This window comes from Terrisporobacter sp., from assembly GCF_017888745.1.
Classification (GTDB): Bacteria; Bacillota; Clostridia; order Peptostreptococcales; family Peptostreptococcaceae; genus Terrisporobacter.
In genome coordinates this window covers 21,659-27,658 of the sequence record NZ_JAGHFM010000151.1, presented here as the reverse complement: position 1 = coordinate 27,658, position 6,000 = coordinate 21,659, and the positions used below count along the sequence as shown (strand labels likewise).

The 6,000-nt window shown below is 28.5% G+C and carries 4 protein-coding genes; 3 read left to right on the top strand and 1 reads right to left on the bottom strand.

Features of this window, described 5'->3' with window-relative positions; all coding sequences use genetic code 11:
* On the bottom strand, positions 1–1,457 hold a 1,457-nt coding region (locus tag J7G74_RS07515; protein ID WP_297133669.1), incomplete at its 3' end, for a pyruvate formate lyase family protein.
* Between the two features lie 283 nt (positions 1,458–1,740).
* Between J7G74_RS07515 and J7G74_RS07510 the strand changes: the two genes are divergently transcribed.
* From J7G74_RS07510 to J7G74_RS07500, 3 genes are all read left to right on the top strand, one after another.
* The gene (locus J7G74_RS07510; protein ID WP_297133666.1) at positions 1,741–2,712 is read left to right on the top strand and encodes a calcium/sodium antiporter; all 972 of its coding nucleotides are present in this window, start codon (positions 1,741–1,743) and stop codon (positions 2,710–2,712) included.
* A 176-nt stretch (positions 2,713–2,888) separates the two neighbouring features.
* Positions 2,889–4,532 carry a DEAD/DEAH box helicase gene (locus J7G74_RS07505; RefSeq protein WP_297133663.1) on the top strand — a complete coding sequence of 548 codons (1,644 nt, stop codon included), beginning with the start codon at positions 2,889–2,891 and terminating at the stop codon, positions 4,530–4,532.
* Between the two features lie 459 nt (positions 4,533–4,991).
* Positions 4,992–5,507, top strand: coding sequence for a folate family ECF transporter S component (locus J7G74_RS07500; RefSeq protein WP_297133661.1), 516 nt, complete (start codon positions 4,992–4,994; stop codon positions 5,505–5,507).
* Positions 5,508–6,000: the final 493 nt, after the last annotated feature.

Here is a 6,000-nt window from a genome sequence, read left to right as displayed (position 1 = left end):
TGAATTGCATTTAATGCTTTAATATATATTTTTGCAACATAATCCATCATTACATCAAATTTTTCCATAACTTCATTATAGTCTAAGTATTCAGATGTAATAGGTTGGAATTTAGGTGCAACTTGTTTTCCTGAATTTTCATCTCTACCACCATTAATAGCGTAAAGTAAAGTTTTTGCAAGGTTTGCTCTAGCTCCGAAGAATTGCATTTGTTTACCTATTCTCATTGCAGATACACAACATGCTATTCCGTAATCATCTCCCCAGTAAGGTCTCATTAAATCATCATTTTCGTATTGAACTGAACTTTTATCTATAGATACTTTAGAACAGAAATCTTTGAATCCTTGTGGGAAGTTGTTTGACCAAAGTACTGTTAAGTTTGGTTCTGGAGATGGTCCTATAGTATAAAGAGTATTTAAAACCCTGAATGAGTTTTTAGTTACTAATGTTCTACCATCTATACCCATACCACCAATTGACTCAGTTACCCATGTTGGGTCACCAGAGAATAATTCATTGTAGTCTGGAGTTCTTAAGAATTTAACCATTCTTAATTTCATAACGAAGTGGTCCATTAATTCTTGAACTTCTTCTTCAGTTATTAAACCAGCTTTTAAATCTCTTTCAAAGTATATATCTAAGAAAGTAGAAGTTCTACCTATTGACATAGCAGCACCATTTTGGTCTTTTATAGCTGCTAAGTAAGCGAAGTATAACCATTGTACAGCTTCTCTTGAGTTAGTAGCTGGCTTAGATATATCGAATCCGTAAGATTCAGCCATTCTTTTTAATGCTTCTAAAGCTTTTATTTGATCAGATATTTCTTCTCTTAATCTTATTACATCTTCATCCATGCAAGAAACTTCTAAAGAAATTTTTTGTTGCATTTTATCTTCTATTAATCTATCAACACCGTATAAAGCAACTCTTCTGTAGTCACCTATTATTCTACCTCTTCCGTAAGCATCTGGAAGACCTGTTATTATACCAGATTTTCTAGCAGCTCTCATTTCAGAAGTATAAGCATCGAATACACCTTGGTTATGAGTTTTTCTGTATTTAGTGAATATTTCACTTACTTGTGGATCACATTCGAATCCGTAAGCTTTACAAGATGTTTCAACCATTCTTATACCACCTTCAGGCATTATAGCTCTTTTTAGTGGTGCGTCAGTTTGTAAACCAACTACAGTTTCTTTATCTTTGTCTATATATCCAGGCGCGTAAGCATCTATTGCAGAAACAGTTTTAGTATCAACATCTAATGTTCCACCATTTTCTCTTTCTTTTTTGAATAGCTCCATTACTTCAGCCCATAATTCTTTTGTGTTTTCTGTAGCTCCTGCTAAGAAAGAAGCATCTCCTTCATAAGGAGTGTAGTTAGCTTGTATAAACCCTCTAACGTCTACTTCTTTAGTCCATTTTCCAGTTTTAAAACCTTGCCATGCTTTCATTTAGACATCCTCCTAAAAGTGATTGTTTTATATTAAAAATTTAATAAAAATGTTAAAAATATATTGATAAGTATCAACAAGATATATTCTAGCACAAACACAGTATATTGTATACAAAAATATCTTACCAAATCTTATCGAATTTACTAATAATTTATCTTAATTTGTTATATTAAATAGATACCCCTAGATTTTAAAGTTAAACATGTTTTTATAAAAAAATATAAAAAATTTGAGCATAAAGGAAAAGGCTTAGAATAGATATAGAATATAGGGGGGAGATATGATGGCTTTAGTTATAATTTTATTTTTTACAGGATTTGTATTAATAACAAAAGGAGCAGATATTTTTATTGATTGTACTGTGTTAATAGGAAAGAAAACTGGTATATCAGAAATAATTTTAGGAGCAACAATAGTAAGTTTTGCAACGACTTTGCCTGAGTTAACTGTATCCACATTAGCATCCATAGATAATCATACAACTATGAGCTTAGGAAATGCTGTAGGCTCAATAATATGTAATACAGGATTAATACTAGGGCTAGTTGCATTTATAAGTCCTTTTAAAGTAGACAAGGGGATGTTTTCATCAAAATCAATTATATTGCTTATATCAGTTTTAGCCTTAATGATTTTAGGAAGAGATGGAAGTATTACTAGAAAAGATGGACTATTACTAATCATATTGCTAGCTGTGTATATGTATACTAATGTAAAAAGTGTTTCTGGAAATAGTAAAAATTCTTCTAATAGTAATGATGGAATGAATTCTTTTAGAGCAACTTCTAATAAATTTGAGAATTTAAAAACAGCATTACTTTTTATTTTAGGACTAGTAATGATGGTAGTAGGTTCAAAATTATTAGTAGATAATGGTGTTAAATTAGCTAGTTTTATAGGGATACCTCAAGGAGTAATAAGTTTAACTGTTATAGCTCTTGGAACATCTCTTCCAGAGTTAGTATCATCTTTGACAGCTATAAGGAAAAAGCATCATGGAATATCAGTAGGAAATATTTTAGGTGCAAACATTTTAAATATAACATCTGTAATTGCAATTTCATCATTAATAAATGATTTGCCTATACTAGCCCAGAATATTAAAATTGATTTTCTATTTATGATTGGCCTTTTACTTTTGTTAATATTACCAACTATGAAAAAAAGCAAGTTGTATAGGATTCAAGGATTCCTAATGTTAGGAACATATATAATATATATAACTACTTTATACTTTATGTACTTAGCTTAAATAATTATAAAAATATTACATATTAATGAAAGGTTTTATTCAAGGAAATTTCTTTAATTAAGTGATTAACTGAATAGGACCTTTTTTTTAGGTAAAAATATAATTGCATAATATTGAAATAAACTATATAATAGAAAAGTTAATATTTATGATAACGGAAAGGAAATAATTAATTTATGAATATAATAAAATTTGAAGATTTACCAATAAGTGACGAGATAAAGAAGTCAGTAGCGGAATTAGGATTTGAAGAACCATCTCCAATACAAGCACAATCAATACCTGTGATATTAACAGGGAAAGATGTTATAGGACAAGCACAAACAGGGACAGGAAAAACAGCGGCATTTAGTATACCAGTATTAGATATGGTAGACCCTAAAAATAAAAACGTACAAGCAGTAGTATTATGCCCTACAAGAGAACTTGCAATTCAAGTTTCTAGTGAAATGAAAAAATTAGGAAAATATAAAAGTGGAATAAAGACACTTCCAGTTTATGGTGGTCAACCAATAGATAGACAAATAAAATCTTTAAAGAGCGGAGTACAAGTTGTTATAGGGACACCAGGTCGTGTTATTGATCATATAAATCGTAGAACTTTAAAAATGGACAATGTAAAAATGTTAGTTCTTGATGAAGCGGATGAAATGTTAGATATGGGATTCAGAGAAGATATTGAGCTAATATTAGAACAAACACCAAGTGAAAGACAAACTACTTTCTTTTCAGCAACTATGTCAAAAGAAATATTAGAACTTACTAAAAAATATCAAGATGATCCACAGCTTATAAAAATAGTAAGAAAAGAATTAACAGTACCAAACATAAAACAATATTATATAGAAACAAGAAGAGCTAATAAATTAGAAGTATTATGCAGATTAATAGATGTATATAATCCTAAATTATCAGTTGTTTTCTGTAATACCAAAAGAGGTTCTGATGAGTTAGTTAGTGAATTACAAGCAAGAGGATACTTTGCAGATGCCCTTCATGGAGATTTAAAACAAACTCAAAGAGATATAGTGATGGATAAATTTAGACAAGGTACAATAGATATACTTGTTGCTACAGATGTTGCAGCTAGAGGAATAGATGTTGATGATGTTGAAATGGTATTCAACTACGATTTACCACAAGATGAAGAATACTATGTGCATAGAATAGGTAGGACTGGACGTGCTGGTAGAGAAGGGATATCATTCAGTTTCGTATTTGGAAAAGAAATAAGAAAAATGAAAGATATAGAAAGATATACAAAATGTAAATTAGTAAGACATAATATACCTACAATTGCTGACGTTGAAGAGAAAAAGGTAACAGCATTCTTTAAACAAGTTAAAGAAGTTATAAAAGATAGTAACTTATCTAAACAAACTCAATGGTTAGAAAATCTTTGTGAGGAAGAGGGACTAGAAGCTATAGAGGTTGCTGCGGCTCTTGTAAAAATAGCATTAGGTGATGAAGAAAAACAAGAGATAGTTGAAGAAACTTCTAGCTACAAAGAAGAATCTGGAAGAAGACGTAGAGACAGAGGAGACAGAAAGCGTTCAAAAACAGGTGCTGAATCTGGAATGGTTAGATTATTTATAAATGTAGGTAAAAATCAAAGGATTCAAGCTAAAGATATAGTTGGTGCTATAGCTGGAGAAGCTGGAATACCAGGAAAACTAGTTGGAACGATAGATATATATGATAAATATACATTTGTAGAAGTTCCAAAAGAAAAGGCTAAAAAAGTATTAGATAAAATGAAAAACATAAAAATAAAAGGTAATAAAATTAATATAGAAAAAGCTAACCAAAGAAGAAAATAATTAAAAATAGAGTAACTTGATTAATTAATCAAGTTATTTTTTTTCCAACTAATAATAAATATTGGCAAATTTGATAAATCATTATCATAATAATATTGAATCTTTTACAGTACAAACCTATGTGATTATGATATACTTTAAAATGGGTGTTAATTAATTATCATAATAACAGAAGCCTTTCTATTTATACATATAGATAAGTTATATCTATGTAAAATGACATTAATAGAAAGACATTAAAAGATATTCATTTCATTAATATGCAAATCTTATGATGTTAAATTATTAATCTGAAAGATTATTGTGATAGTTATGAAACATGCTTGTTATTTTAATTTGATAGATAGACAATATAAATGATAAATAGCAGTGTAATGAATTTCAAAAGTTAAATTATCATTTTTATGCCTCCATTCACATAACGACTAATGTGTGTCCAGCTAGAATAGGAGGAAATTTATGGATAATAAATTTGATGTAAAAAAATTAATACAAATAAGTTTACTAATAGCGATAGAAGTTATATTAACTAGATTCTGTTCTATACAAACACCAATATTAAGAATAGGATTTGGATTTTTACCAATAGCAATAACAGCAATGATGTATGGGCCGTTGAGTGCAGGTATATCTTATGTAATAGGTGATACTTTAGGAATGTTACTATTCCCATCAGGGGCATACTTTCCAGGGTTTACCTTAACTGCATTTTTAACTGGTTTAACATACGGTGTATTTTTATACAATAAGCCTGTTACTTGGACTAGAATAATAGGTTCAGTTTTAACAGTTTGTCTTGTGATAAATTTAGGACTTGATACTTATTGGTTATCTATAATGATGGGTAAAGGCTATTTAGCTTTGCTTCCAACACGTATAATTAAATCAGTTATTATGATACCAATACAAGCTTTAATAATCGGAATCATATGGAATAAAGTTGTTATAAAATTTGTGAAAATATCACATGCTTAGTAATTTAAATAATTTATAAAAATATAATAAACAAAGAAGTAATTAATTATATCAAATAATTCAATAATAATTTATAGTAGAACTTTAATGAAGAATTATATAACTGCTAAAAATTTATTAAGTAATGACATAATCAAGATATAAGTGTGTAGCAGAGCAATCACTGCGAATTTAGATAGGGTAATATGATTGCAAAAAATTCATACTAAAACCAAATAGCTAGGATTGGAGAAAGATGTCTATCAATTTTAATTTTAATAGCTTTTAGAAAAATCAAGTGTCTAAGAAATATTTATATTTCATAGGCACTTTTTTAATAAAATAGAAATTTTTAAGAATATAACAAGTAAAAAATGGAAAATATATTAATTGATAGGTAATAATAGGTTGTAAAATTTATATGTATTTTTATATATACATAAAGTAACAAAACTAGATAAATTTCATTGAAGGATTAAAAATACTTTACTAGAATTGATAATGAGTAAATGTT

Coding starts and splice junctions, on each gene's coding strand:
- J7G74_RS07510 (WP_297133666.1), top strand. CDS start 1,741: ATGATGGCTTTAGTTATAATTTTATTTTTTACAGGATTTGTATTAATA.
- J7G74_RS07505 (WP_297133663.1), top strand. CDS start 2,889: ATGAATATAATAAAATTTGAAGATTTACCAATAAGTGACGAGATAAAG.
- J7G74_RS07500 (WP_297133661.1), top strand. CDS start 4,992: ATGGATAATAAATTTGATGTAAAAAAATTAATACAAATAAGTTTACTA.